Annotated in this window: 20 protein-coding genes; 11 read left to right on the plus strand and 9 right to left on the minus strand. The window is 61.1% G+C overall.

All coding sequences use genetic code 11. The features are described 5' to 3' along the window. Positions 1-911 precede the first annotated feature (911 nt). The 3 genes from GPL81_RS23955 to GPL81_RS23965 form a co-directional block, all read right to left on the minus strand. A complete protein-coding gene (locus GPL81_RS23955) occupies positions 912-2,366 on the minus strand; it encodes a multiheme c-type cytochrome (RefSeq protein ID WP_160108726.1) in 1,455 nt (484 codons plus the stop codon). Positions 2,367-2,676: 310 nt separating this feature from the next. Next, positions 2,677-3,297, minus strand: a complete 621-nt coding sequence (locus GPL81_RS23960; RefSeq protein WP_160108727.1) for a LysE family translocator — start codon at positions 3,295-3,297, stop codon at positions 2,677-2,679. A 55-nt stretch (positions 3,298-3,352) separates the two neighbouring features. Beyond that, positions 3,353-4,225, minus strand: a complete 873-nt coding sequence (locus GPL81_RS23965; protein WP_160108728.1) for a LysR family transcriptional regulator — start codon at positions 4,223-4,225, stop codon at positions 3,353-3,355. A 117-nt stretch (positions 4,226-4,342) separates the two neighbouring features. Here GPL81_RS23965 and GPL81_RS23970 point away from each other — a divergent pair, with 117 nt between their 5' ends. The 7 genes from GPL81_RS23970 to GPL81_RS24000 all read left to right on the plus strand — a co-directional run bounded on the left by GPL81_RS23970 (position 4,343) and on the right by GPL81_RS24000 (position 11,656). Beyond that, positions 4,343-5,608 (plus strand): cyanate transporter, encoded by a 1,266-nt coding sequence (locus GPL81_RS23970; protein WP_246218974.1) that lies wholly within the window; start codon positions 4,343-4,345, stop codon positions 5,606-5,608. Between the two features lie 179 nt (positions 5,609-5,787). Next, complete coding sequence (locus GPL81_RS23975) at positions 5,788-6,558, plus strand: ABC transporter substrate-binding protein (protein WP_096510045.1); 771 nt, start codon at positions 5,788-5,790, stop codon at positions 6,556-6,558. A 125-nt stretch (positions 6,559-6,683) separates the two neighbouring features. Then, on the plus strand, positions 6,684-7,373 hold the full coding sequence (locus tag GPL81_RS23980) for an ABC transporter permease (RefSeq protein ID WP_096510046.1): 690 nt from the start codon (positions 6,684-6,686) through the stop codon (positions 7,371-7,373). Beyond that, the gene (locus GPL81_RS23985) at positions 7,370-8,083 is read left to right on the plus strand and encodes an ABC transporter permease (protein ID WP_160108729.1); all 714 of its coding nucleotides are present in this window, start codon (positions 7,370-7,372) and stop codon (positions 8,081-8,083) included. Before GPL81_RS23980 ends, GPL81_RS23985 begins: the two co-directional genes overlap by 4 nt. A 24-nt stretch (positions 8,084-8,107) precedes the next feature. Continuing rightward, a complete protein-coding gene (locus GPL81_RS23990) occupies positions 8,108-8,875 on the plus strand; it encodes an ABC transporter ATP-binding protein (RefSeq protein ID WP_096510048.1) in 768 nt (255 codons plus the stop codon). A 74-nt stretch (positions 8,876-8,949) separates the two neighbouring features. Then, positions 8,950-10,143: an amidohydrolase family protein gene (locus tag GPL81_RS23995; RefSeq protein ID WP_160108730.1), complete on the plus strand. Its 1,194-nt coding sequence runs from the start codon at positions 8,950-8,952 to the stop codon at positions 10,141-10,143. 28 nt (positions 10,144-10,171) lie between these two features. Further along, positions 10,172-11,656, plus strand: coding sequence for an amidohydrolase family protein (locus tag GPL81_RS24000; RefSeq protein ID WP_160108731.1), 1,485 nt, complete (start codon positions 10,172-10,174; stop codon positions 11,654-11,656). 1 nt (position 11,657) lies between these two features. On the opposite strand, the gene GPL81_RS24005 is transcribed toward GPL81_RS24000, so the two are convergent. The 6 genes from GPL81_RS24005 to GPL81_RS24030 all read right to left on the minus strand — a co-directional run bounded on the left by GPL81_RS24005 (position 11,658) and on the right by GPL81_RS24030 (position 21,680). Further along, entirely contained in the window at positions 11,658-14,768 is a 3,111-nt protein-coding gene (locus tag GPL81_RS24005; protein ID WP_160108732.1) for an efflux RND transporter permease subunit, read from the minus strand. After that, positions 14,765-15,784, minus strand: a complete 1,020-nt coding sequence (locus tag GPL81_RS24010) for an efflux RND transporter periplasmic adaptor subunit (protein WP_246218975.1) — start codon at positions 15,782-15,784, stop codon at positions 14,765-14,767. Before GPL81_RS24010 ends, GPL81_RS24005 begins: the two co-directional genes overlap by 4 nt. Positions 15,785-15,892: 108 nt before the next feature. Next, positions 15,893-17,410, minus strand: coding sequence for a TolC family protein (locus tag GPL81_RS24015; RefSeq protein WP_160108734.1), 1,518 nt, complete (start codon positions 17,408-17,410; stop codon positions 15,893-15,895). 119 nt (positions 17,411-17,529) lie between these two features. Then, the gene (locus GPL81_RS24020; RefSeq protein WP_160108735.1) at positions 17,530-17,745 is read right to left on the minus strand and encodes a hypothetical protein; all 216 of its coding nucleotides are present in this window, start codon (positions 17,743-17,745) and stop codon (positions 17,530-17,532) included. A gap of 113 nt (positions 17,746-17,858) precedes the next feature. Next, positions 17,859-20,756, minus strand: a complete 2,898-nt coding sequence (locus GPL81_RS24025; RefSeq protein WP_160108736.1) for an AAA family ATPase — start codon at positions 20,754-20,756, stop codon at positions 17,859-17,861. Between the two features lie 102 nt (positions 20,757-20,858). After that, positions 20,859-21,680, minus strand: coding sequence for a DeoR/GlpR family DNA-binding transcription regulator (locus GPL81_RS24030; RefSeq protein WP_096510056.1), 822 nt, complete (start codon positions 21,678-21,680; stop codon positions 20,859-20,861). 266 nt (positions 21,681-21,946) lie between these two features. On the opposite strand from GPL81_RS24030, the gene GPL81_RS24035 reads away from it, so the two are divergent. Genes GPL81_RS24035 through otnC form a run of 4 tightly spaced genes read left to right on the plus strand, consistent with a single transcriptional unit; the run spans position 21,947 to position 25,103 of the window. Next, the gene (locus GPL81_RS24035) at positions 21,947-22,210 is read left to right on the plus strand and encodes a hypothetical protein (RefSeq protein ID WP_246218977.1); all 264 of its coding nucleotides are present in this window, start codon (positions 21,947-21,949) and stop codon (positions 22,208-22,210) included. A 32-nt stretch (positions 22,211-22,242) separates the two neighbouring features. Next, complete coding sequence (ltnD, locus tag GPL81_RS24040; RefSeq protein ID WP_160108737.1) at positions 22,243-23,148, plus strand: L-threonate dehydrogenase; 906 nt, start codon at positions 22,243-22,245, stop codon at positions 23,146-23,148. A 27-nt stretch (positions 23,149-23,175) separates the two neighbouring features. Beyond that, complete coding sequence (otnK, locus tag GPL81_RS24045) at positions 23,176-24,468, plus strand: 3-oxo-tetronate kinase (RefSeq protein WP_160108738.1); 1,293 nt, start codon at positions 23,176-23,178, stop codon at positions 24,466-24,468. After that, on the plus strand, positions 24,465-25,103 hold the full coding sequence (gene otnC, locus GPL81_RS24050) for a 3-oxo-tetronate 4-phosphate decarboxylase (protein WP_096510059.1): 639 nt from the start codon (positions 24,465-24,467) through the stop codon (positions 25,101-25,103). The genes otnK and otnC overlap by 4 nt, the downstream gene beginning before the upstream one ends. The last annotated feature ends 131 nt before the right edge of the window (positions 25,104-25,234 follow it).

The raw sequence follows: 25,234 nt of genomic DNA on the forward strand, positions 1-25,234 counted from the left end.
GCCTCTCGATGGGGCAAGAAAGTCAAAAGCCAAAGCAACGCGAGGCGGCCTGACAGCCGACCTGTTTTCACGAATGTACGCATTCCCCCTGTAGGAGCTGGCTTGCCAGCGAAGACGGCGGCACAGACAACATCCGTGTTGACTGGCAGTCCGCTTTCGCTGGCAAGCCAGCTCCTACAAAGACCGGGGTTGATTGAAAGGCGTGGGTTTGACGCAACACCTGTAGGAGCTGGCTTGCCAGCGAAGACACGGCGGCACAGACAACATCCGTGTTGACTGGCAGTCCGCTTTCGCTGGCAAGCCAGCTCCTACAAAAGACCGGGGATGATTGAAAGGTGGGGGTTCGACACAACACCTGTAGGAGCTGGCTTGCCAGCGAAGACGGCGGCACGTTCAACATCCGTGTTGACTGGCAGTCTGCGTTCGCTGGCAAGCCAGCTCCTACAAAAGACCGGGGATGGTTGAAAAAGGGTGGGGCTGACGCAACACCTGTAGGAGCTGGCTTGCCAGCGAAGACGGCCGTGAGTCATGCGGCTCCAGCGAAAACGCCTTCGCCGGCAAGCCGGCTCCTACAGGTTTGGTGTCGTCCAGAACATCATCGTGTGTACGCACTTACCGGGGATGATTGAAAAGCGTGGGGCTGACCCAACACCTGTAGGAGCTGGCTTGCCAGCGAAGACGGCGTCACAGACAACATCCGTGTTTACTGGCAGTCTGCGTTCGCTGGCAAGCCAGCGCCTACAAAGGCCGGGGTTGATTGAAAAGCGTGGGCTTGACGCAACACCTGTAGGAGCTGGCTTGCCAGCGAAGACGGCAGCATGGTCAACTCAAGGTTGACTGGCAGACCGCTTTCGCTGGCAAGCCAGCTCCTACAGAAGCAGGTCGGGGACGTTAGCAGGCCACCTGCGCGGCTAATTGTGTGCAGTGTCTGTCGCGACAGCTGTCAGGGTTGTCGACAGGGGGACGCTCTGTGTGACTTTGGCCATCTGGGTGATTTCCACGTGCAACTTATCCTTGCCCAGCAGGTAGTCGGCCAGTTTCTGCGAAAACGGCCAGTAGTTCAGTTCGGCAGACAAGGTGAGGGGCCCGACGGCATCGGCCGGCACCAGGAAGTTGAAGTCCTCGATAGCGTAGCCCTTGGGCAGAATGCGGTTGTCCGAGAGAATTTGCGTGGCATTCCAGACCTCGACGTCCAACGGATTGCCGTCCTTGTCGCCGATGTGCACTTTGAAATTACGTGTGTTGTCCTCGGTCTTGCCGTCCTTGATCGAGCCGAGCCGGTAGAGCTCGCGACCAGTGGCATCCAGCACCCGAAAATCGATCCACATCTCCCGTCCTTCCGGAAAGCCGGTTGGCAACTTGTGCCCGGCGCCGACATTGGCCACTTTCACCGATACCGAGGTGTATTGTCCGGGATTGATGGCTATCGGCAGTTGCTGGAATTTTATTTCCCCCGCGCTCGAAAGCATGTCGCGCCCGCGTTGCGCGCCCGCGTCCTGGCCGAGATGCTGGAGCATCATGGCGTTGGCGCCGCTGAACCAATGCGAAGCGACCTGCTCGCGGTCTGGCCCCATGATCGCGGCCTTACCCGCAAAACCCGGCATATGGCAGCTCTGGCAGGTGACATCGTTAAGGCTGTAGGAGCTCTCTTGCCATTCGTCATAGGTTCGCTCGACCGCCACGCTGCTGAACGGGTGCGTGACGTTGTGGCAGGTGCCGCAAAAGTCCGAGCGCGTGTGCAGCGCGGAATACACGGTGTCGTGATAGGGCGAAACGGCATCTTTGCGCGGGCCGAACTTGGTCGGTTTACCGTGCGCTCGAGGGCTCATGACATAAGCGCCGTTATCGAGGCCCGTGCGGGCGCTGATGTTGTGGCAGGTCTCGCAATCGACCCCGGGCATCGGATGATCTTTCGCGCTGTCTTCAACCGAGGAACGGTTGATATCCGAAGTGATCTGCCCGGTCGTGAGACCAATTGGGGTATGGCAGCCGGTGCAGAAGTTATCGACCTTGCCGTCGGTGGCCGCACTTGCACGCTTGAGCAAGGCCCGATAGATGGGTTCATCCCAGGCTTGGGACATCATCGACGAGCGCCACTGCTTGTAGATCTCCGTATGGCAAGCGCCACAGACCTGGGCATTGTCGAAGTCTTTTACATTCAAAACCAGGTTGCCGGTGGTATTGGCCCGATGCGGAAAGAACGGCATCGCGCCAGTCACGTGCATGAGTTTGGAGCGCGCCGGCTCCAGCCACTTCTCATTCGCCTGATCGTCATTGCCCTGAGGTTCATCGGCCGCCACCAGGGTTACGGTAAGCAGGCAGACCAGAAAGCATAAAAGACGACTCATATATCCAGGGCGGTTCATAAGCGATTCCCCAAGACGGTTGCAGAGGATGACTGCAGCACTTCCATCGAGTTGCAGGGGTACTTCCTGCTGTAAGCCAATGGTCATAGGTGCAACTCCTCGACGTTCCACCTTTCAGGAACGGGAGAAGCTCACTGGGTCTTTGCGTTGCAAGGAATGTGACAAAATGTGTCGGCAGCCTGAAGATCCCGTTGGCAGGGTCAGAGGCTGAAGCTTTGTGCTGATCGAGGCGCGAATACGGCTGGGGGACGGTACCCAATGTTGGGGGTACTCACTCCGAAGTCGGGGGCTGTGTGGCCGCCACTTTCCATCACCGCTTGCTAAAGGCCAGCCGCGCGGCGAACAGCACAAAGACCAGGCCTGTTGTGCGATCCATCCACGTGATGACTTTCTCGCGCCGCAGAACGCCGGCGAGCTGTTGAGTGGCGCCAATCAATGTCGACGACCACAACAAACCGAGCACCACGTGAATGCTGACCAGACCAAAGGTCCAGGCAATCAGGTTGTGCCCTTGGGGAATAAACTGCGGAAGAAAGGAGACGTAGAAAATTCCGACCTTGGGATTAAGGACGTTGCCCATCATGCCCTTCAGGAACCAGTTTGCATTCGGTCTTGCGTCCGCTTCGGCGGGCGACAACGCGCTTCGCGGGCGCAAAAGCATATTCAGCCCAAGCCAGGCCAGGTAAGCGGCACCGCAATATTTCAAGCCGTTGTACGCAAGCTCCGATACCGCAATCAGGGCGCCCAGGCCAAAGGCGACAGCGGCGCCCCATAACAGGCAGCCGGCGTTGATACCCAGTGCCGCGCGGAACGCCTGTTGCTTGCCTTCCACGGTTGCGGTTCTCAACACCAGCGCGGTATCGAGGCCCGGTGTCAGCGTCAGCAGAGTGGCTGCGAAAGTAAAAGCGAGGAGGTTGTCTGCAATGGACATTGGCGTATGACTTTAAAGTGATGACACGCGAACGTTAGCACAGGGCGAGTAGGCGTCAGCCAACATGACCGGTCACCTGGGCGCATAGTTTTGTCAGCTGTTCGGCCAAATCAATCACGCGGCGGGGGGCGTCGGGGCGCAGGTGCAGTGCGATTTCCAGCGGCGTCAATTCGGGGAAGGACTCGGCCACGCCCAACCGTCGGTGGCCGGGCAACGCCAGTCGCGAGGGCAGCACGCTGACGCCCAGACCATCGGCGACTGCCGAGCGCACGCTCGCCAGGCTCGCGCTGCTGTAGCCGATGCGCCAGCGTCGGCCGGCGCTCTCGAGCGCGTGGATCATTTCATCGCGATACAAGCCGCCGACCGGAAATACCACCAGCGGCAGCGGATCGCGTTCATAGGTCGGCTCGTTGAGGCTGTCGAACCAGGCGAGCGGTTCGGGCCAGGCGGCGTGCCCCACCACCTGTCCCGGGCGTTGCTTGACCAGCACCAGGTCGTAGTCGCCTGCACAAAACTGTTGCCATAGCGTGTTGCTCAGCCCACTGCTGATCTCAAGCCGTATGGACGGGTGAGCCCGTGCGAAGGCGCCAAGCGTCGGCGTCAACAAGTCCGAGGCGAAGTCTTCCGGCACGCCGATGTGCACTTCGCCCTGCGCGTGGCCCTTGCGTAACTCCTCCACCACCTCTTCCATCAGCCCCAGGACCCGGCGCGCATAGCCGAGCAACCGCTCGCCGTCCTCGGTGGTGACGACGTAGCGCCCGCTGCGGTTGACCAGCTCGCAGCCGAGTTGCTCCTCAAGTCGCTTCAACTGTTGGCTGATGGTCGACTGGCTCAAGTGCACGCGTTCACCGGCGCGCGTGAAGCTGCCGCTCTCCACCACCGCGACGAAACTCTTGAGCAGCAACGGATCGATCAGTGCTGACGTCATTACATTCCCCACTAATGGTCATTCGAACATTTCATTTCCGAATAATAGCACCTGCTTTTACTCTCGCAGAACAGCCGCTGAAGCGGCCCGTTGACCTGAATGACCAAGGAAAATCTGATGACCAGTGACGTGACGCTGATGCAGCAAAAGGCTGCCGAGCCAGCACCCGCAGCGGCGGCTTGCATCGCTGCGAGCGCGTCACCCACGGACAAGGTGTCATTGGCGGCATTGGTACTGCTGGTATTGCTGGGCCTGAATTTGCGGCCATTCCTGACGTCGGTAGGCCCGGTACTCGATCTGGTGCGCGCCGACATCGGCCTCGATTTTCGCGCCGCGGCAATGCTGACCACTTTGCCCTTCGTGCTGATGGGCCTGATTGCCTTCATGGGCATCGGTGTCGCACGTCGCTTCGGCGAGCGGCGGGCGCTGGCCGGTGCATTGTTGCTGTTGATGCTCGGGTGCGGGTTACGCGCCGTGGTCCGGGACGGCGCGCAGTTGATTGCCAGCGCCGGTATCGCCGGTATCGGCGTGGCGATGATCCAGGCCCTGATACCGGGTGTCGCCAAACGTTGGTTTGCTGATCGGATAGCGATGGTGATGGGGCTCTATTCGGCGGCATTGGTTGGCGGCGGGGCGCTGGGCTCGTTGGCCAGTACCTGGCTGAACGCGTATGGCGGCTGGAGGCTGGGGCTTTCCATCTGGGCGTTGCCGGCACTTGCCGTGTTCCTGCTTTGGCTGGTGTGCGCGCCACGTACTGCGCCGATAGCCGCTGGCGGACCTGCACCGGTCCTGACCGGCAGCTTCTTCAAGAATCGGCGCGCGTGGCAGTTGGCCGCCTACTTTGGGCTTACCAACAGCGGCTACTCAAGCCTGGTGGCATGGCTGCCGTCCTTCTACCAACAGCAGAGCATGAGCCTGCAAACCTCGGGCAACTTGCTCGCGTGGTTGGCGATGTTCCAGGCGACGGCGGCGTTCGCGATGCCGATGCTCGCCCGTAGCAGCATTGACCGGCGCGCGGCCTTGTGGCTGACGATCGCGCTGCAGGTCGCCGGGTTCACCGGCTTCGCGCTGGCGCCCAATGCAGCGCCGTGGTTGTGGGTCGCACTGGCCGGTTTCGGCCTCGGCGGGTTCTTCTCGCTCAGCCTGATTGTCAGCCTCGACCACTTGCCCAACGCACAAGCGGCCGGGACCTTGGCAGCCTTCGTTCAAGGGATCGGTTTCCTGCTCGCCTCGAGTGCGCCCTGGTTGATCGGCTGGCTGCGCGACGCCGGAGGGAGCTTCATCACCGGTTGGTGGTTGCACATTGGCGTGCTCGCGGCGATGGCAGTGCTGACGGTCACGTTCTCCCCGGCAAGTTATCGACGCAGCATGCAAGGGCTGTGATGAATACCTGTAGGAGCGAGCCCTGCTCGCGATGTACTTGAGAGCACCGCGTTTAATCAGCAAACACGCGTAATCGTTAACGACCATCGCGAGCAGGGCTCGCTCCTACAGGGAGCGGTGTTATATACAGGGTTGGCCATTTTTATAACCGCAATACCCACGTGCATACGGAGAATAAGATGAAGAAGTTTGCAGTTTCAGTTGTTCTGGCCCTGGCCGCCAGCGGCGTCTACGCGAAAGACTTGCAAGTCATTCGCTTCGGCGTCGACCCCACTTACGCCCCGTTCGAGTCGAAGGCGCCCGATGGCCAGCTCGTGGGCTTCGATATCGATCTCGGCAACGCGATCTGCGAAAAGCTGAAGGTCAAATGTGTGTGGGTCGAGAATTCATTCGACGGCATTATCCCGGCGCTGAAGGCCAAGAAGTTCGATGGCATTCTTTCCTCCATGAGCGTGACCGAGAAACGTCAGGCGCAGATCGCCTTCTCCGACAAGATCAGTAACGTCCTGCCCCGTCTCATTGCGAAAAAAGGCTCCACTCTGCTGCCAACCCCCGAATCCCTTCAAGGCAAGCGTGTCGGAATCGAGCAGGGCTCCACCCAGGAAACCTATGCCAGGGCTTACTGGGCACCGAAGGGCGTCACCGTCACGACCTACCAGAACCAGGACCTGGTTTATCAGGACCTGATCGCCGGTCGCCTGGATGCGGCATTGCAATCCTCGGTCCAGGCCGATCTGGGCTTTTTGAAAACCGAGAGCGGACGTGATTTTGCTTTTGCCGGCCCGGAGTTGCGCGATCCGAAAACGCTCGGCGTGGGAGCCGGGATCGGTTTGCGCAAGGAGGACAATGAACTTCGCGAACAGATCAACGGGGCGCTTGCCGAGATTATCAAGGACGGCACTTACCAGAAGATCTCGGATAAATACTTCTCCTTTGATGTTTACAACTGATTGATTTCAAGTCGCGGACTTGAATCTCTGACGAATCCAGACTTTTGCGGCATTCAAAAACAATAAAAGCACGATTGAACAAGATAGTCGGCATCGGCTGAATTATCGGGTTCAAGGAGAATGTAATGTCCTTGGCAGACTATGGGCCGCTGATCGCAAGTGGCACCTGGATGACACTCAAGCTGGCCATATTATCGCTGCTGGCTTCGGTAATGATTGGATTGGCAGGCGCCAGTTCCAAGTTGTCGGGTCATCGGTGGTTGCGCAATATCGCCACCCTCTATACCACGATGATACGCAGTGTTCCCGACCTGGTGACCATGCTGTTGCTGTTCTACAGCATTCAGATCCTGCTCAATCAGGTCACCGAAGGGCTTGGAATGGATCAAATCGATATCGATCCCTTCCTCGCGGGTGTCGCGACGCTCGCGTTCATCTACGGCGCTTATTTCACCGAGACCTTCCGCGGTGCTTTCCAAGCCGTCCCGCGCGGTCAGCTGGAGGCGGCCATGGCCTATGGCCTCAGCCCATGGCAGGGGTTCTACCGCATTTTATTCCCGCAAATGATGCGCTTTGCCTTGCCCGGTATCGCCAACAACTGGCAGGTCATGATCAAGGCGACGGCTCTGGTATCGATCATCGGCCTGTCCGATATCGTCAGGGCCACCCAGGATGCCGGAAAGAGCTCCATGCAGCTGTTTTACTTCACCGTGATCGGTGCCCTGATCTATCTCGCCATTACCACGGTTTCAAACGGCGTCCTGGCATGGCTCAAACATCATTACTCCGTCGGAATCCGGGAGGCTGAACTGTGATCGCTATTATCCAGGAATATTGGCAAGCGTATTTGTGGTCGGACGGCGCCAACTTTTCCGGCCTGGCAATCACCTTGTGGCTGCTGGTGCTGTCGATCGCAATCGGCTTTGTGCTGTCGGTGCCGCTGGCCGTGGCCCGCGTGTCGAAAAACCGCTTTATCCGGCTTCCCGTCTGGTTTTACACCTATGTGTTTCGAGGCACGCCGCTTTATATACAACTGTTGATCATCTACACCGGTGTCTACAGCCTGAGCGTGGTGCGTGAGCACGCATTTCTCGACATGTTCTTTCGCGAAGGCTTCAACTGCACGGTGCTGGCGTTCGCGCTCAACACCTGCGCCTACACCACGGAAGTCTTCGCCGGCGCGATCAGGTCGGTGCCCTACGGCGAGGTCGAGGCGGCGAGGGCTTTCGGCATGTCCCGGTTCAATCTGTACCGCCGCATCATCCTGCCCTCGGCGTTGCGTCGCGCACTGCCGTACTACAGCAATGAGGTGATCATGATGCTGCATTCGACCTCGGTGGCGTTTACCGCCACGGTGCCCGACATCCTGAAGGTCGCCCGCGACGTCAACTCGGCCACCTATGCGTCGTTCGAGGCTTTCTTCATCGCCGCATTGTTGTACGCGGTGATTGCGCTGTCGCTTGTCTGGCTATTTCGTCGCGGTGAAACCCGCTGGCTGGCCTTCCTGAAACCCCAGGCCGCCTGAAGGCCGCATACCCAGGGCATCACCATGTACAAACTGACCGTAGACGATCTATACAAGAAATATGGCAACCACGAGGTGCTCAAGGGCGTGTCGATCAAGGCCAGGGCCGGCGATGTGATCAGCATCATCGGCTCCTCCGGATCGGGCAAGAGTACCTTCTTGCGATGCATCAACTTCCTCGAACAGCCGTGCGCCGGGCGCATCACGGTGAACGCCGAGGAAATCCGCACCGAGAAGGACAGGAACGGCGGGCTGCGCGTGGCCAGCCAGAAGCAGTTGCAAGGCATGCGCACCAAGCTGTCCATGGTGTTCCAGCACTTCAACCTGTGGGCGCACATGTCGGTGCTGGAAAACGTGATCGAGGCGCCGATGCATGCGCTTGGCCTCAGCCGCGACGAGGCGGTGGCCCGCGCGCGCAAGTACCTGGCCAAGGTCGGCCTGCCGGCCAGCATGGAGGCCAAGTACCCGTCGCACCTGTCCGGCGGCCAGCAGCAGCGCGTGGCAATCGCCCGGGCCCTGGCGATGGAACCGGAAGTGATGCTGTTCGACGAGCCGACCTCGGCCCTCGACCCGGAGCTGGTCGGCGAGGTGCTGAAAGTGATGCAGGCCCTCGCCGAAGAGGGCCGGACCATGGTGGTGGTGACGCACGAAATGGCCTTTGCCCGCGAGGTGTCCAACCACGTGATCTTCCTGCACCAGGGCAAGATCGAAGAAGAAGGCAACCCGGAGCAACTGTTCAAGCACACCAAAAGTGAGCGCCTCAAGCAGTTCCTGGCCGGCAACTTGAAATAGCCCTTTGGGTCCCGTAAAGAGTGCCCCGTCGGCCACCTGGCGGCGGGGCACGCTCAATCAGTGATGAGGTTCAAATGACGTTCTGGTTGCGTAACGTCCGCCCCTATGGCGGCGAAATCGAAGACATACAGATTATTGAGGGTCGCATCGGCGATCGTCGGCCAGCCAGCGGCCATCCGGTTGCCAGCGCTGACTTTGACGGGCAGGGTCAATTGCTCGTTCCGTCGCTGGTGGAAAGCCATATCCATCTGGACAAGACTCTGTGGGGTCAGCCTTGGCGCCCGCATAGCGCAGGCCCAAACCTCAAAGCGCGCATAGCCAACGAACGGCAAATCCTGCGCGAGCTCAAGTCACCCATTGCCGAGCGTGCAGGTGCTTTGTTGGAACAATGCATCGCGCGCGGCTCGCTGCTGTTGCGCTGTCATGTCGACGCCGATCCCGAGTTGGGCATCGAGCATGTGCAAGCCATGCTGGCGCTGCGCGAACGCTACGCCGACCTGGTGGAAATCGAATTCGTCACCTTCCCACAGGTGGGCCTGGTCAATCGCCCCGGCGTTGAAGCATTGATGCGCGAAGCCCTGGCGCTGGGCGTCGAGGTCGTCGGGGGGCTGGACCCCTGCGGCATCGACAATGATCCCATCGCGCACCTGACGACCCTGTTCGAGCTGGCGAGCGAGTTTGATCGCGGTATCGATATCCACCTGCATGACGGTGGCGAGCTGGGGCTTTGGCAGATCGCGCGCATCGTGGATTTCACCGAGCGCTATCAGCGTCAGGGGCGAGTCATGATCAGCCATGCGTTTTGCCTGGGCATGAAAGACTGGGCCCAGGTGCAGCCGTTGGCTGAACGCCTGGCGGCCAATCGGATTTCCCTCATGACCACGGCGCCTTCGGATATTGCCATCCCGCCCTTTAACGAGCTGCGCTCGATCGGGGTCAACGTGTGCCTCGGTTCGGATGGCATTCGCGACGCCTGGACCCCCATGGGCAATGGCGACATGCTCGAACGCGCGATGTTGCTCGCCTTGCGTTGCGGCATGCGGACGGACCTGGAGATCTGCGCAGCATTTGACGCCGCTTCCGGCAATGGGGCGCGGGCACTTGGGCGCAGTGATCACGGCCTGGCAACCGGGCAAACCGCCAACCTGTTGTTGCTGCCGGCAGAGACGCTGAGTGAGGCCGTTGTGTCTCGCCCGCTGGCGCGCACGGTGATCAGCCGCGGCGTCGTCGTGGCGAAAAATGGCAGCCTGCTGCACAGCCGTCTGTGATCCCAAACATTTTCACCGGATGCCTTGTATGACACATCACTACGACGTCAACGCCCCCCTCAACAAAGTCGACCTGCTGATCGAACACGGCGTGGTCATCACCGTGGATGACCAGCGGCGCGTCATCGAGGACGGCGCAGTGGCCGTGCTCGGCAATCGCATCGTCGCGGTGGGGCGCACGGATGAAGTGCGGGCTCGCTTCACGGCTGAAAAAGTCATCGATGCCCGCAACAAGGCGGTGCTCCCGGGCTTGATCGACAGCCACGCCCATGCCGGCCACGCCATGCTCAAAACCATCGGCGGCGCAGAAGGCAATGCCTGGATGGAGGCTTGTCAGACCATTTATACCTCGGCCTCCGGCGTGGAGTTCTGGGAGGTCGACGCCAGGTTGTCGGCGCTGGAGCGGCTGAAATGCGGCACCACCACCGGCGTGTCGCTACTGGGCGGAGGCGATTCGATCATGCGGGTCGACGATCCGGTTTACGCGCAACGCCACGCCCGGGCCATCGCCGAAATCGGTACCCGTTCGGTGGTGGCCGTCGGCCCGTCGCGGCCACCAGCGCCGCGCACCTACCTGGACTGGTCGACCGAACCGCCCACTCGGCGCGACGTCAGTTTCGAGACCATGTTCGAAGTCTGCGAAGAAGTCGCCAGGACCTGCGACGGTATGGGTGATGGCCGGGTGCGCATCGCCATCACGTTGCCGGTGTACGCGCCACAATACGAGCCCGACCATCGGCAGTTGGCCCCTCTGTTTCGCCAGCAGGCACAGGATTACCGGGCGCTGGCCAATCGTTATGGCCTGACGTTCACCCAGGATGGCCACCGCGCCGGTACGCTGGCGCTGGCCCACCGCGAACTGGGCCTGCTCGGCCCGACCTCCTTCATGTCGCACTGCATTGATTTGACCGAGGAAGACATCGCCCTGTGCCGCGAGACGCAGACCAAGATCGTGCACAACCCGAGCGCCATCATGTCGATCCTGGGTCGCTGCCCGGTGCCGGAACTGATCGAGGCCAATGTCACCGTTGCCATCGGTTCCGACGGCGCCGCCCCGGACCGTGGTTACGACATGTTCCGCCACATGTTCCAGTGCATGCACTACCACCGCCGCCATTTTCGCGACCCGGACATCCTGCCCCAGGGCAAAGTGCTGGAAATGGTCACGATCGACGCGGCCAGGGCGCTGTCGATGGAGCATGAGATCGGCTCGCTGGAAGTTGGCAAGAAAGCCGACATCATTCTGATCGACCTGTTCAAACCGCACCTGATGCCGATGAACATGCCGGTCCACCGTGTCACGTGCTTCGCCAATGGCGCGGACGTGTGTACCACCATCGTCGATGGCAGGATCCTGATGGAAGACTACGTCGTACGCGCCGTCGACGAGGCGGCTGTGTTGGCCGCCGTGCAAGAGGAATCGGAACGCATGCTCGACCGCAGTGGCTTGCGCCATCTGACCGCCGAATCGAAAAACCTCTGGCGGGCGGCCCGCTATCACTCGGCAGGTTGAGTTACCTTGGGGCAGCGGGGCTTGTACAAAGCGACGAGTCTACTGTCACCTGCCCGGTGTCAGTCGTCTGGCCACGACGGACCTTGAACCATGCGGCGTACAACGCCGGGACGAAGAAAATCGTCAGCAGTGTTGCCACGGTGAGACCACCCATGATCGCGATCGCCATCGGCCCCCAGAACACACTACGTGTGAGTGGAATCATGGCGAGCACGGTGGCCAGCGCCGTCAGCATCACCGGGCGTGCTCGGTGAATGGCGGCATCCAGTACAGCATTCCACGGGTCGCGCCCCTCGGTGATCTCGATTTGTATTTGATCGATCAGGATCACCGCGTTGCGCATGATCATGCCACCCAGTGCGATAATGCCCAGGATCGCGACAAAGCCCAGCGGCGACTGGAACACCAGTAGCGCCGGCACTACGCCAATCAGGCCCAGCGGCGCGGTGAGCATCACCATCCACATGCGGGAAAAGTTCTGCAATTGCAGCATGAGCAACAGCAGGATGGTGACCAGCATCAACGGGGCTACCGCGACCAGCGCCTTGTTGGCCTTGTCACTTTCCTCAACCGCTCCGCCTACATCGATGCGGTATCCGGTCGGCAGCCTGGCTTCGATGTCCTTGAGCAATGGCAGGATTTCCTGCGTCACCGATACACCCTGTTCACCATCCTTCACGTCCGCACGCACAGTGATCGCCATATCGCGGTTGCGGCGCCACAGTACCGGCTCTTCCAGCTCAGCGCGCACCTGGGCGACTTGCGACAGCGGCACCACCGTGCCTTGGCGTGTGTAAAGGTTGATGTTTTTCAGTGTGTCGAGGTTCAAGCGTTCCTCTGGCACGGCACGGGCCACGATGTCGATCAGGTCCTCGCGCTCACGCAGCTGCGACAGGGTTGCGCCGTTCATCACGGTCTGGGTCGCCAACGACACATCGGCCGGCGTGAGGCCGAGCGCACTCGCCTTGTCCTGATCAAGCTCCACTTTCAGCGTACGCACCGGGTCGTTCCAGTCGAGTTGGAGGTCGCGCACCTTTTGGTTGGACGCCACTACCTTCTCCACGTCTCGGGCGATCTTGCGCACTACCTGGGTATCAGGGCCTACAACGCGGAACTGTACCGGGTAGCCGACGGGTGGCCCCAACTCGAGCCGGGTCACGCGTATCCACGCTTGTGGGAATTGTTGGTTAGCCGTGTCCACCAGCCGCGCACGTACTCGCTCGCGTGCATCCAGATCTTTGGTCATCACAACGAACTGGGCAAAACCCGGATTGGGCAGCTCGGGGTTGAGTGAGAGATAAAAGCGCGGTGCGCCGGCGCCGGTGTAGGCGGTATAGAAACGCACGTCCTCGTCCTTCGCCAGGATCTCCTCCATGTGTTTGACCTGCTCGGTCGTCGCGGCGAACGAGGAGCCTTCCTTGACGCGCAGGTCAATGACCAGTTCAGGACGCGAACTGTTGGGGAAGAATTGCTGCGGCACTAGCTTGATACAGGCCAGGGCAAGCACCAGAGCGCCCACCGTCGCACCAATGACCACCCAGCGGCGCTCGATGGCGGCGTCAATCAGGCGACGCAGGCTGCGGTAGAACTTCGTATCGTGCGGATCAGCGTGCTGGTGCTTGCCCAAGTCGTTGGGCAGCATCTTGACCGCCAGGTACGGTGTGAAGATGCCAGAACAGATCCACGAGAACAGCACCGCGGCGCCAACGATCCAGAAAATGCCCCCCGCGTACTCGCCGGTGGTGGACTTCGACAGGCCGATCGGCAGGAAGCCTACGACCGTGATTAGCGCGCCGGTCAGCCGTGGCATGGCGGTGGACTGATAGGAGAAGGCGGCCGCCTTCACGCGGTCCATGCCGGTTTCCATCTTCGCCACCATCATCTCGATAGCGATGATGGCGTCATCCACCAGCAGCCCCAATGCGATAATCAGCGAGCCGAGCGAGATACGCTCGAGGTTCCAGCCCATCGCCAGCATCACCAGCGCCACGCCACCCAGTACCAGCGGCACCGTGGCCGCGACCACCAGGCCTGCGCGCCAGCCCAGGCTGGCCAGACTGACCGCAATCACGATGACCAGCGCTTCGACCAGCGCGCGCCCGAAGTCTAGGATTGCATCCCTTACTGTGGTGGGCTGATCGGCCACCAATTCCAGCTCCACACCATGCGGAAGTTCCGACTGGATCTTGGCGACTGCCGTGTCCATCGCCTTGCCAAGGTCCACGATGTTGCCGTCGCTGGTCATCGTGATGCCGAGCATCAGCACGGGCTGGCCGTTGTGACGCACCGTGTAGGTCGGTGGATCCTCGAAGCCACGGGTAACGGTCGCGACGTCGCCGAGCTTGATCAGCCGCCCGCCCGCGGAGATCGGCACGTTGCGGATGGCCTCTTCGCTGGCGAACTGGCCACTCACGCGCACCATGACGCGGTCGCCATGGGTGTCGATCTGGCCGGCGGGCAGCATGGCGTTCTGGCTCTTGAGGCTTTCGGCGATGGCCAGCGGTGTAATGCCCAGCGCTGCCAGGCGCTCGTGCGAGAACTCGACGTAGACACGCTTGGCCTGCTTGCCGATGAGATCGATCTTCTTGACCATCGGCACCTTCAACATCTGGCGCTTGATGTCCTCGGCCGCGTCCGACAACTCGGCGTGGCCGATGCCGTCGCCTTTGACCGCATACATCAGGCCATACACGTCGCCGTACTCGTCGTTCAGGATCGGGCCGATCACGCCGTCAGGCATTTCCAGGCTCAAATCGTTGAGCTTCTTGCGCGCCTGGTACCAAGCCTCGCGCTGGTCAGCCTTGGAGGTGCCGCCACGTACGGTGAGCGTCATGCCGGCATAGCCTTGCCGCGCATAGGTAACCACCTTCTCGAAGTTGTCGATCTGCTCGAATTTCTTCTCCATGCGGTTGAGGACCTGGTCCTGCAACTGTTGGGCAGTGGCGCCTGGCCAGATGACCATAGCGGTCATGGAAGGCACGGAAAAGTTCGGGTCTTCCAGTTGGCCAAGCCGGGTGAAGCTGAAGGCACCGGCCACTGCAACGATGAGCAGCATGAACAGGACAATGGCGCGGTGGCGCAATGCCCAGTCGGTGAGATTGAAGTTGCTCATCGGGCGGCCTGCTGCGTGGTGTCTGTTTCATTGATTGCGGCGTTGGGGAGGGCGACCTTTAATCCTGAGGTCATCTTCTGTACACCGGCCGTAACGACCAATGTGCCAGCCCGCGGCCCAGTGACGAGCACCTCGTCATTGCGATAGCCCCAGACGGCCACCCGCTCCAGATCGACCACACCTTCCGGCGAGACGGTCCAAAGCGCTGGCTGACCGCCACTTTGCGTGAGTGCCGTCGCCGGAACCGTTGCCACTGCGACACTGGTCATCACGCGCTCGGCCGTTACCGTTGCGGTGGCACCCAGTGGCAGGGCCTTGGCTGGTTTAAGTCGAGCGCGGTAGGTGCGCGTTTGCGTCGCAGCCTGTGGCGACAATTCGCGCAAGGTGGCATCGAAGCTTTCGTTTGGCGCACTGGCCAGCGCACCTTTGAAATGCGCCTCCTTGAAGACAGACAACTGGTCTTCGGGGACATCGATGACGACCTCGGATTCGTCCGGATTGGCAATCGTAATAACCGGTTGGCCTTCTGCCACGACTTGTCCATCTTCGATGCGTACCACCGTGACTACGCCGCTACGGGAGGCGCGCAGTACGGTGTACTTGAGGCGGTTGCGTGCGAGCTCAAGCTTTCGCGCTTCAGCCTCGGCAGTCGCATGCGTGGTCTGGGCATTGGTATGTGCACGCTCATCGTCGGCCGCGCTGACTGAGCCATCCGCCTTCAGGGCCGTCAGGCGCTGGCGATCGGATTCTGCCTGGCGCGTCTGCTCCACGGCAGCGGACCACTGCTGTTGCGACGCTTCTTCCGCGAGGCGGTAGTCGTTGTCATCCAGCACAGCCAGGATGTCGCCTTCGTGCACCAACTGACCCACGTCGACCTTGCGTTGGGCTACCTTGCCGCCCACACGGAAGGATTGGTCGACTTCATGGCGCGACTGCACGGTTCCCACGTAGCGACTGACGTCGCGGGCATTGTCGTAGTTGATTTCAACGGTACGTACCGCTCTGGGGACCGGCACGGACGGCTGGTCCGGGCTGCACGCGCACAGCATGGCGACGACGGCCAGGGTGCCGACCGCAGTAAGGGAATTCTTCAAGACGGTTCCTCTTTGGAAAACGACAAATGCTTAGGAAAGTGGTGGCCGGTCGGCTTTGACGGATGCGGTTGGGTTGGAGGGTTGTTCGAACACCTGCCAGCCACCGCCCAGTGCCTTGTAGAGCTGCACGCTGTCGAGCAGCAGTCGGGTGTTGCTTTCGTTGGAATTCAGGCGTGCCGCCAGTCGCGCCCGCTGCGAATCCAGTAAAGGCAACAGGTCAATCTGCCCGCGGTTATAGAGCGACTGGGCGCGACTTTGAGCCGACTCCGCGGAAGCAGCGGCCAATTGCAGCGACCCCGAGCGGCGGCGCTCCTGCGCAAGCGTGACAAGGGCGTTTTCCACATCCTCGAGCGCTCGCACGATGCCGTCTTCGGCGCGTAGTACTGCCTCTTGTTGAGCGCTTTCTGCCGCTTCGTTGATGGCTTGCGTGCGTCCGGCGTTGAACAGCGGCATAGCCAGCAGACCCGCGACATTGGTGAAGCGCGCAGCCCCAAGATCGGCACCGTTCAGGTTTAGGCCCTGGCGGCCGAAGGACGCGCCGAGAAAGAGTTGCGGGAACCACTCGGCTTTCGCTTGCTGGCGACGTGCATTGGCGGCATCGAGCTGCGCCATCAACGCCAGGACGTCAGGTCGGCGTTGTAGCAATTCGGCCGGCTGCCCGGGCTTGGCCTCAGGCACATCTGTCATGTCGCTGTTCGAGGGTTGAATGTTGGTGGTGTTGAAAGACTGGTCGGCGATCAGCACCGCGATACGGTGGCGCGCCACCGTCACTTGAGTTTCCAACGGCGGAATTTGCGCCCGCGCGGACAAGGCGTCGGTTTGTGCGCGTTCGACGTCGAACGCGGAGGCCAGCCCCACCTGTTGACGCGCGGTGACCAGACGCAGCGTCTCGTCCTGCATCGCCGAGATAGCGCGCAGTGTTGCGACCTGGCGCTGTGCACCGACCAGTGAGAAGTAGTTGCTGACGACATCGCTCATCACCAGCAGGCGCACACCGCGCATGCTGTGTTCCGCGGCTAGCGCATCGGCATCCGCCGCCGCTGCGCCGGCTCGCAGGCGGCCACTCAGGTCGAGTTCCCACGAGACGTCCAGGCCCGCACTGGCGGTCTTGATATCCGGATAACCCTGTTTGACGGCCGAATTGAAGCCGGTGCTGTGGTCACTGCCGGAGACCGACGCACCGACGCTCGGAAGCAGCCAGGACTGGCTGACCGTTTCTCCGGCCCGCGCGGCACGCAGTCGCTCGGCGGCAATCTTGACGTCGCGATTCTCCCGCGCGGCTCGGCGCACCAGGTCCGTCAGCAATGGGTCGTGATAGACCTCCCACCAGGCCGCCTCGGGCTCCATCTCGGACGCCGTACTGGCGGCGAAGTTGTTTGGCACGTCGATCGAGGGTTTGAGGACCGGTGTGGAGCAGCCAGAAAGGGCGAAGGCGATCGACATGGCCAAGGCAGCCGCCATGGCAAACGCGGTCGGGCACTTGGTACGTAGTAAGGTTGTCCCACCGGCATGGCAAGGCAGCGGATGGAGGGGGGAAGGTTGGCGCATTAGAAATGGACTCGTGTCGTTCGAGGTGGCGTCAGCGTAGGGGGACTGTGTAGGCAAAGTCGTCAGCGAACCGTCAGCGTTCGGTCGCGATGTGCTTTGTCTGTCGATGCGGGAAAGGATCATTCACCATCGACGTCTACCGCCTGCTCACTGGCGGCTGTCACCAGATCCGCATCAATCGACTCCAGCAACTCTTTGCCGGACGAGAACTCGCGCTGACGTCCGGTGACCAGGTTCTCCAAACGACCCACCAGGGCGCCCGGTTCGGCATCACTGCGCAGCTTGAGAACGTAGGTGCGGCGGCTCGGGTATTTGGATTCAGGGTTAAGGCTCATCGCAGACCTGGGATCAAGAAAGTTCGATGCCAGCGTAAGCCGTCCCCCTGGGTCGAGTCGTAAGCAAAAGGTCAGACTTCGGTCGGTTCACCTTTGCTCTCACAACCGTCACTTCAAGCCCGCTTAGCAGCCTCAAGCAGCGAGCGTGCACGTTTTACCTGTTCGGTTCCGTGCGTTTCGGGCAATTGGCCAATCAGCATTGCCAATGCCTGGTGATCCTCTGGCCCGGCATCGTGGTACTCACACAACTCAACCAGTGCGAGCAGCTCCAACCATGATGCTTCCTGGGCGCGCGCCTCCTCAATCGCACGCCGCACCGTCGCGTTGCTGACGTCCGGCCGGCCCTGAGCTCGCGCGAGCGCGGCCTCCAGCAGCAACAGCTGCGGCAGGTATACACGCTCGCCCAGTTCCTCACCTGTCCGGAATGCTTCCTGCAATTGGACTTGTGCTGCATCGTAATCGCCTGCCAGGAGCAGCGCCTCGGCGGCATAGCCGAGTACTTCGCTGGCACCGGAGCGCATACCGAGGCCGGTGTGTTCCTCATAGGCCTCACGGATGTGCCGGTAGCCGTCGTGGGGGGCACCGTTGCGCGCGTCGGCCCATCCGCGCCACCAGCGACAAGCCGTACGACCGAGTGCGAGCGAATATTCGTCGACGAGTTTCTGCATGTTGTCCGCCAGCGCTGCCACCCGCACAGGGTTTCCCAGTCGCACTTCGATCAACACCTCCTGCCAGGTAGCGACCAGCCATGTCATGGGTTGTCGGAGCGTATGTGCGCGGGTTCGGGCCTGCTGCATATGGGAACGCCCTTGCTCAATCAGGCCAGACCGCACCAGCTCGATGGCCAGCATACCGTGCAGCATGACCTGGGGATCTGCGGCAAAGATCTCGTTTGTCCCAATGCCCAGCGGCTCGGCGATCGCGAGGGCGCGCTCCAGCCAGCTGCGTGTCGTTTTCGTGCGGCCCTGGAGGTGATGTATCTCGCCCTGAACGATGCACGCTGCCAGCATGAGCGCTTGATCGTTTGCGTTCAGGGAGAGCGCTTCAGCACGCTCAGCCACTTCCAAAGCCTGCGAATAGTCGCCGCGCAGGCCGAGCAGATAACCGAACCCATGCAGGAGGCGTCCGCGCATGGGGTGCTCGGGTACATCCGTGAGCAACGTGTACGCCCGTTCGAAAGCGCCCTTGGCTTCGCTGCCGACACCGAACATGTGGAAGGCCGAAACCCCCTGCAACGTGGCCAAGGTAATTTCGAGCGTATCGCGCTCCGTCCCTTCGGGTGCCTGCATAAGAAGGATTAGGCCACGCTCGGTGAGGCCGATGCACAAGTCCGGGCTGAAGTGCAGTAGCGCGGCTTCTGCGGCCTCGGCGTAATAGCGCAGCGCGAGCATCGGCAGTCGAGCACGGTCGAAGTGCATCGCCAATTCCGAAGCCGCAACCGGCGCACCGGCGGTGCGTTCACGTTCGAGGGCAGTACCAACCTGGCGATGCAGATCGATGCGCAACGAACGCGGCGTGCGGTCGTACAGCACCTGGCGAAAAAGGGCGTGACGGAACGAGTAAGGTAGCTCTACCGCTTCGTCAACATCAGATGCCCGCGATTGTGTGAGCCATACCTGCTCACGCATCAGTTCCTCACAGGCGCCGATCACCGAAGAGAGATTGCGCTCGAGGGCCAGCGAAACCGTCTCAGTCCGGAAATCGGACCCGCACACTGCCGCCGCGCAGAGAAGTGTTCGTTGCTCGGGAGCCAGCTTGGCAATGTAGTGATCGATGATGGCCGCCAGGTTGTCGGGAACCGCCAGATCGGCCAGCCGAGCTTCGATGGTGGTTTCGTCCTCTTTCGCATCCATCACTTCAGTGATGATCGAGGAAACGAACAACGGCACGCCGTCGGTCCGTTCGTGCAGGGCGCGCACGAAGGCTTCATCGCATGCCAGTGAGGCTGAACGCAACGCTACATAGTCGGCGACCTCGGTTTCGGAAAACGGGTCGAGCACCACTTCCTCGCACAAGCGTTGCAGACGCAGTTCGTGGCGCAATGAGCTGAGCGGATGGTCGAGCGCCACCACTTCGGCAAGGCGGAAGCTTGACAGCCACATGAGCCGTGCGGGGCCACGGCGTCGGGCCATGTAGTTGATGAGCTGGAGCGTTGCCCGGTCGCTCCAGTGCAGGTCTTCGGTCACCAGCAATAGCGGGCGCAGCGCTGTATAGCGGTCCAACAGTTCGCCGAATTCCCTCAGCATGCGTTCCGGGCCGACGCCGGCCAGCTCGCGCCGCAACGCGTCTCGCTCCTGCGTACTACTGAGCCATGGCAATTGCAGCAGCCAGGTGGGTGCCACTTCGCGCAATAACGCCGGCAGGGTCGGGTCGCTGCGGCACAGATCGGCCAACGCCTCCAGGACCGGCAGGTACGGTTCGCCGGTGCCGAAGTGCTCCATGCAATGGCCGCGTGCGCAAGCGATGTCGCCAAGGCCGGCGAGGAAATGTTCGATCAACGTGGTCTTGCCGATCCCCGGTTCTCCAGCCAGCCAGACCACGGCCCGCCGGCCGCCACCGGCTCGCTCCCATGCCCGTTGCAGCCTGGCGACTTCGGCAATGCGACCGATGAATGACGGCAACCGAGGTGTGTCGGGCGCCGGAACCGCCGTGGATGCAGGAGGCACCGAAGCAGCAGGGGGCGACACGGCGATAAAGCGATAGCCGCGCCGCGACACTGTCTCGATAAAACGAGGGTGCCTGGGGTCATCGCCCAACACTTTGCGCAGATCGCTGATGGCGGTCTTCAGGACTGATTCACTGACAAACCGATGCCCCCACACGGCATCCAGCAAGGCGTCTTTGGATACCAGCGACCCTGTCTGGCGGGCGAGAACGCATAACAGCAGGAAAGGGGTTGGCGCCAACGCCACCGCTTGCCCATCGCGCAACAAACAAGCGTTGGCCTCGTCGAGCTTGAACTCGCCGAAGTCAAGCAGGACGGAGGTCGGATGGGACTGCGGACGTGCCACGGTTGATTCCTGAAAACCTGAAACAGGGTGCTGAATATTCGCACGGATCGGTCATCTTCGACCTTACGCAAATTACAGTCTGGTATTGGGTTGGTCCGTTGTTCAAGCCGGGGGGCTGTCAGACGGTAGCAACAGCTCGACACCCTGTTTGCGAATGCCATCGGCGGCGGCTGGGGTCAGCGCGTCGTCGCTGAGGATGATGTCGAACTGCTCCAGCCCAGCGATCTTGTACATACTGAAAGTCCCGTACTTCGAACTACTGGCGATCAGCACCACTTGCGACGCCGATTGCATCGCGGCTTGCTTGACCTCCACCTTCAGCGCCGAAGGTGTGGTGAGGCCACGACGCAAATCCCAGGAGCTGGTCGAGATGAACGCGATATCGGTGACAACCTGGCGCAAGGTGGCAACCGCCAGACCGCCCACGCATGATTGATTGGAGTGATCCAACTGCCCGCCGGTGTGAATGACTGTGACATGGGGTGCATCGATCAATGCCTGCACAATTCCGAAGTCGTTGGTCACCACGGTCACGCCCGTCAGCGCCTTGATATACGGGACGATCTCCAGCGTGCTCGTTCCCGCATCCAGATAAATCGTCATGTCCGCATGCAGTAACCGCGAAGCCATCCTGGCCATCGCCTGCTTCTGCGGCAACTCGACCACCGCCTTGGACTGATGGCTGGGCTCGCTGTGGAGCTGGCTCGCGATTCGCACGCCACCGGTTACCGAGTAAGCACGGCCTTCCTGCTCCAGCAGCGCTATATCACGGCGTATGGTCATGTGCGAGCAGTCGAACATCTCTATCAATTGATGAACGCTCAGCACCTGATGCTTGCGCAACTGGCGCAGCATCAACTCACGGCGCTGTTCTGGAATCATCGGTGCGCCGCGTTCGTCGGCGATGTCCTTTTGACTAGGCATCCGGGCTCCAAAGTAAAAATCCGCATGAAAGGAAAGCGGGAAAACATAGTAGCGAATCTACGGTGAAGGGACGAGCTGTGGCGAATGTTTGTTCTCATGAGGCAAGGAGCGGGGTTCCCTTTGGATGACCCTTCCATGGTAAAGGCTCAGATGCAGTGTTAAAAAATGTTATTTCAAAAAAATACTTCACATAATCTGCTCATTGGGGGATTATCTACCCAACCTGTATGACGACCTGATTACAAGACAAAAACAGGGTGGCCAAGATGTTCGATAAGGTCCCGACTCACGTGCTCAGTGACAGTGTCGCTCAGCAGCTGCTGGACAAGATTGCAGCCGAAGGCGTGCTGCAATCCCGACTAGGGCGCGGCATCTTCGTCACGGCCAATGCCAATATCCGCCCGCTGCGAATTGATTACGCAGAAGGCGATCGTCGCGGCCATTCGGCTGGGCGACCCGCTCGCCGCCGGGCATGCCGCCCGCGCACATATCTACAATGCGGCCTGCCGTCTGCGCCTTGCTGGCGTTGAATAAGCCGCTGTTTTTCTCAGGAGTCTTCCCAATGAATAACAAGAATGTCGGTGTTGTCGGTCTGGGCGCGATGGGTCTGGGTATTGCCCGATCGTTGTTGCGCAGCGGCTTCAATGTGCATGCCTGTGATGTGCGCACTGCCGTCACAGAACAGTTCGCGGGGGAGGGCGGGGTGGCTTGCCCTTCGCCGTCACACATGGCCGCTGAGTGTGACGTGATCATTACCGTGGTGGTCAATGCCGAGCAGACCGAAACCGTATTGTTCGGTGAGGAGGGGGCCGTGGCTTCACTGCGGCCGGGCAGTCTGGTGATCGGTTGCGCTACCGTAGCGCCGACCTATGCCGTGGACCTGGGCCAGCGCCTGGCCGCGCTGGGGCTGCTGTATCTGGATGCACCGATTTCCGGGGGTGCCGCCAAGGCTGCCGCTGGCGAGATGACCATGATGACCTCGGGGCCGGCCGACGCCTATGCCAGGGCCGAGTCGATCCTGGCTGGCATGGCCGGCAAGGTTTATCGCCTGGGTGACGTCCATGGCCTGGGTTCGAAGGTCAAAATCATCAACCAGCTCCTCGCCGGGGTACATATTGCCGCCTCTGCCGAAGCCATGGCGCTGGGCCTGCGTGAAGGGGTCGATGCCGATGCGCTGTATGAGGTGATCACCCACAGCGCCGGTAATTCCTGGATGTTCGAAAACCGCGTGCCGCACATTCTCAAGGCTGACTACACGCCGTTGTCCGCCGTGGATATTTTCGTCAAGGACCTGGGCCTGGTGCTGGATACCGCCCGGGCCAGCAAATTCCCGCTGCCGCTGTCGGCGACCGCTCACCAAATGTTCATGCAGGCGTCCAGTGCCGGGTTCGGCCGTGAGGATGATTCGGCAGTGATCAAGATTTTTCCGGGCATCGAATTGCCGACTGCCAAGCCCCAGTCCGTTTGAAGCCTGAACCCGTTTGAGGAACACCCCATGACAAAATCCACCGCCCGCCCGCTGCTGGGCTGCATCGCCGACGACTTCACCGGTGCCACGGATCTGGCCAACATGCTGGTGCGCGGCGGCATGCGTACCGTGCAGAGCATCGGTATCCCGAGCGCGGAAATTGCCGCCGGGCTTGATGCCGATGCGATCGTCATTGCCCTGAAATCGCGTACCACGCCGGTCGCCGAAGCCATCGAGCAGTCCCTTGCCGCGCTGGCCTGGTTGCGCGAGCAAGGTTGCGAGCAGATCTTTTTCAAATACTGTTCGACGTTCGATTCTACCGCGGCCGGCAATATCGGCCAGGTCAGCGAAGCGCTGCTGGCCGCACTGGATAGCGACTTTACCCTGGCGTGCCCGGCGTTCCCGGAAAATGGCCGGACGATCTTTCGCGGTCACTTGTTTGTGCAGGATCAACTGCTCAACGAATCGGGCATGCAGCATCATCCGCTGACGCCAATGACCGATGCCAATCTGGTTCGGGTGCTGCAATCGCAGACCCGCCTGAATGTCGGTCTGTTGCGCTACGACACCATTGCCCGCGGCGCTGAACAGGTGCGGGCACGAATCACAGAGTTGAAAGCTCAAGGTGTCGGCATGGCAATCGCTGATGCCCTGTCGGACAGCGATCTATATACCCTCGGTACCGCCTGCGCCGATCTGCCTTTACTGACAGGTGGTTCGGGGCTGGCCTTGGGCCTGCCGGAAAACTTCCGTCGCGCCGGCAAGCTGCGCGACCTCGATGCCTCGAAACTCCCGGCGGTGTTCGGCGGGGAAGTGGTGTTGGCCGGTAGTACTTCGATCGCCACCAATGGACAAGTGGCGGCCTGGCTCGAAGCCGGCCGGCCGGCCTTGCGCATTGATCCATTGGCCCTGGCGGCGGGTGAACCGGTGGTCGCGCAAGCCCTGGCCTTCGCTCGTGATAACGAACAAACCGTATTGATCTACGCCACCAGCTCACCGGAAACGGTCAAGTCGGTGCAACAGCAACTGGGGGTGGATCAAGCCGGAAGTCTGGTGGAAAACGCCTTTGGCGAAATTGCACGAGGTCTGCGCCAGAGCGGCGTGCGCCGTTTTGTGATCGCCGGCGGAGAAACCTCGGGTGCTGTGGTGCAGGCACTGGGCGTACAGCTGCTGCAGATCGGCGCGCAAATCGATCCGGGTGTCCCCGCGACCGTCAGCAGTACTGACGAACCTTTGGCGCTGGCACTCAAATCGGGCAATTTCGGTGGCCGGGATTTCTTCAGCAAAGCCTTGAACCAACTCGCCGGGGGTGTGCAGTGAGTAACGAAAACGCCTTGCGCGAAGAAATCTGCGAGACAGGCCTTAGCCTTTATCAGCGCGGTTACACCGTCGGCAGCGCCGGCAACATCAGCGCGCGCCTGGACGACGGCTGGTTGATCACCCCGACTGACGTCTGCCTCGGACGCCTCGATCCGGCAACCATCGCCAAGGTCAATTTGGCGGGTGAATGGGTGTCCGGTGACAAACCTTCAAAAACCCTGGCGTTGCATCGCCAGGTCTACGATCGCAACCCAAGTGTCGGCGGCGTGGTGCATACCCACTCCACTCACTTGGTGGCCTTGACGCTGGCCGGTGTCTGGCAGGCGGATGACATCCTGCCACCGCTGACGCCGTATCAGGTCATGAAAGTCGGCCACATCCCGTTGATCGGCTACCAGCGACCCGGTTCGCCGAAGGTTGCCGAACAGGTCGCCCAACTGGCCAACAGCGTTCGCGGCGTGATGCTCGAACGGCTGGGCCCGGTGGTCTGGGAGAGTTCGGTGTCCAGGGCCAGCTACGCCCTGGAAGAACTCGAGGAAACCGCGCGGCTCTGGCTGATGAGCAATCCCAAGCCTGAACCGCTCGACCAGGCGGCGCTGGAAGAGCTGCGAGCGGCTTTTGGTGCGCACTGGTAAGGCGTTGGCTTAACACGACCGATCGATAAAGCAGGCCCTGACCGGGAGACGCGCAGCGACTCTCGACGGACTCGGCTGGCCAAAAAATACAATAACAAGAGGAAAACCAGGCATGACTCATCTTCATGGCG

The sequence above is a fragment of the Pseudomonas izuensis genome (assembly GCF_009861505.1).
GTDB lineage: Bacteria > Pseudomonadota > Gammaproteobacteria > Pseudomonadales > Pseudomonadaceae > Aquipseudomonas > Aquipseudomonas izuensis.

Bases quoted from the DNA above. Each gene is read 5' to 3' on its own strand.
- GPL81_RS23975 (WP_096510045.1), top strand. From the start codon at position 5,788: ATGAAGAAGTTTGCAGTTTCAGTTGTTCTGGCCCTGGCCGCCAGCGGC.
- GPL81_RS23980 (WP_096510046.1), top strand. From the start codon at position 6,684: ATGTCCTTGGCAGACTATGGGCCGCTGATCGCAAGTGGCACCTGGATG.
- GPL81_RS24015 (WP_160108734.1), bottom strand. From the start codon at position 17,410: ATGCGCCAACCTTCCCCCCTCCATCCGCTGCCTTGCCATGCCGGTGGG.
- GPL81_RS23960 (WP_160108727.1), bottom strand. From the start codon at position 3,297: ATGTCCATTGCAGACAACCTCCTCGCTTTTACTTTCGCAGCCACTCTG.
- GPL81_RS23970 (WP_246218974.1), top strand. From the start codon at position 4,343: ATGACCAGTGACGTGACGCTGATGCAGCAAAAGGCTGCCGAGCCAGCA.
- GPL81_RS24030 (WP_096510056.1), bottom strand. From the start codon at position 21,680: ATGCCTAGTCAAAAGGACATCGCCGACGAACGCGGCGCACCGATGATT.
- GPL81_RS23995 (WP_160108730.1), top strand. From the start codon at position 8,950: ATGACGTTCTGGTTGCGTAACGTCCGCCCCTATGGCGGCGAAATCGAA.
- ltnD (WP_160108737.1), top strand. From the start codon at position 22,243: ATGAATAACAAGAATGTCGGTGTTGTCGGTCTGGGCGCGATGGGTCTG.
- GPL81_RS24020 (WP_160108735.1), bottom strand. From the start codon at position 17,745: ATGAGCCTTAACCCTGAATCCAAATACCCGAGCCGCCGCACCTACGTT.
- otnK (WP_160108738.1), top strand. From the start codon at position 23,176: ATGACAAAATCCACCGCCCGCCCGCTGCTGGGCTGCATCGCCGACGAC.
- GPL81_RS24000 (WP_160108731.1), top strand. From the start codon at position 10,172: ATGACACATCACTACGACGTCAACGCCCCCCTCAACAAAGTCGACCTG.
- GPL81_RS23965 (WP_160108728.1), bottom strand. From the start codon at position 4,225: ATGACGTCAGCACTGATCGATCCGTTGCTGCTCAAGAGTTTCGTCGCG.
- GPL81_RS23990 (WP_096510048.1), top strand. From the start codon at position 8,108: ATGTACAAACTGACCGTAGACGATCTATACAAGAAATATGGCAACCAC.
- GPL81_RS24005 (WP_160108732.1), bottom strand. From the start codon at position 14,768: ATGAGCAACTTCAATCTCACCGACTGGGCATTGCGCCACCGCGCCATT.
- GPL81_RS23955 (WP_160108726.1), bottom strand. From the start codon at position 2,366: ATGAACCGCCCTGGATATATGAGTCGTCTTTTATGCTTTCTGGTCTGC.
- GPL81_RS24035 (WP_246218977.1), top strand. From the start codon at position 21,947: ATGTTCGATAAGGTCCCGACTCACGTGCTCAGTGACAGTGTCGCTCAG.